Here is a 1,227-nt window from a genome sequence, read left to right on the forward strand (position 1 = left end):
GGCATTAAAATTACCTGTTCCAATAAAGTTATATTGATAAATTCTTACTGAGCTATGGCTGCAGTGCACATTTCAGCAAGCTTGGCTTACTGGCACAGCGATCAAAATATAGACACAGTTCCACTTAGGGGCGCGAAGTTTAATTGGAAAAATCCGGCAAGTAAAGTGATATCATATAAAATTCATTATATTCACCACCCAGGGAGAAAACTTTGTCTAATTTAGAGACTTTCGTCCAACGTTTAAACCAAGATGCAAGCAGCATTCAGTTTGAAGATACAATGGCAATTATTGACGAGCTATATGAATTTACACCCACAGCCTTTCAAAATGGCGAGCAAGCCAATGAGGCAGGGCAGAACTCGGGCTCCTGCAAACTCTTTGCTTTTGCCCAGCTTCAAAACCTGGATGAGCAACAAACTCTAACTTGTTTTGGTCAATACTATCGCGAAGATGTGCTCAAGAACCCTGAGGGCAATGACCACCAAAACATTCGCAACTTTATTACTCAAGGCTGGAAAGGCATTTCATTTTCGGGTGAGGCATTAAAGGCCAAGTAGAAGCATCTGTAAGCAGAGGCTTCCACGCCTAGCACGGGGCATCGACCTGCGAGGGATGGAACCCTCTGCCTACGATAATCGTTATTTGCCCGCTACCTGTGAATCCACAAACTTGTAGGCAGAGCCTTCCACGGCTCGCAAGCGGGCTAGCACGAGATTGATCCTGCAAAAGACGGAGCTCTCTGCCTACACTAAAACCAAGCTTTGAGAAAAAACTACATCTGGCTCTCGGCCGTTTCGATCTCTTCACTCAGTTCAAACCATTCCATCTCGGATTCTTCTAAACCGACTTTATGTGTTGCCTGCTCATCCATCAATTCTTTCAACTTGGCTTTATTTTCAGCTTGATAAATCTCTGGGGCAGCGAGTTTCTCTTCGAGCTCAGCTAAAGCTTCTTGGTGCTTCTCCATCGCCTTTTCTGCGGTTTTGAGCTTTTTCTTCAGTGGGCTCAATTTCTGACGAAGCTCCGCAGCGATACGCTTGCGTTCCTTTTTATCTTCCGCTGATTCATTTTGCTTGTCTGCACTGTCTGTCTCTACAGTTTCAGTTTTACTCGACTCTTTATGGAAGTCTTGCAACCAAACTTCGTAATCGTGCAGGTCGCCTTTAAACTCTTCGACTTTCCCGTTTGCCACCAGCCAGAAGGTGTCGACGGTATTCTTTAGTA

Annotated in this window: 1 protein-coding gene and 1 pseudogene; one reads left to right on the forward strand and one right to left on the reverse strand. The window is 44.7% G+C overall.

The features are described from left to right. Positions 1-212: 212 nt before the first annotated feature. Complete coding sequence (locus tag A3761_RS02460; protein ID WP_068507046.1) at positions 213-560, forward strand: HopJ type III effector protein; 348 nt, start codon at positions 213-215, stop codon at positions 558-560. Positions 561-775: 215 nt separating this feature from the next. Here A3761_RS02460 and A3761_RS02465 read toward each other — a convergent pair. Beyond that, positions 776-1,227 (reverse strand): annotated as a pseudogene (locus tag A3761_RS02465) (ABC transporter ATP-binding protein); the annotation flags it as partial.

The sequence above is a fragment of the Oleiphilus sp. HI0123 genome (genome assembly GCF_001635315.1).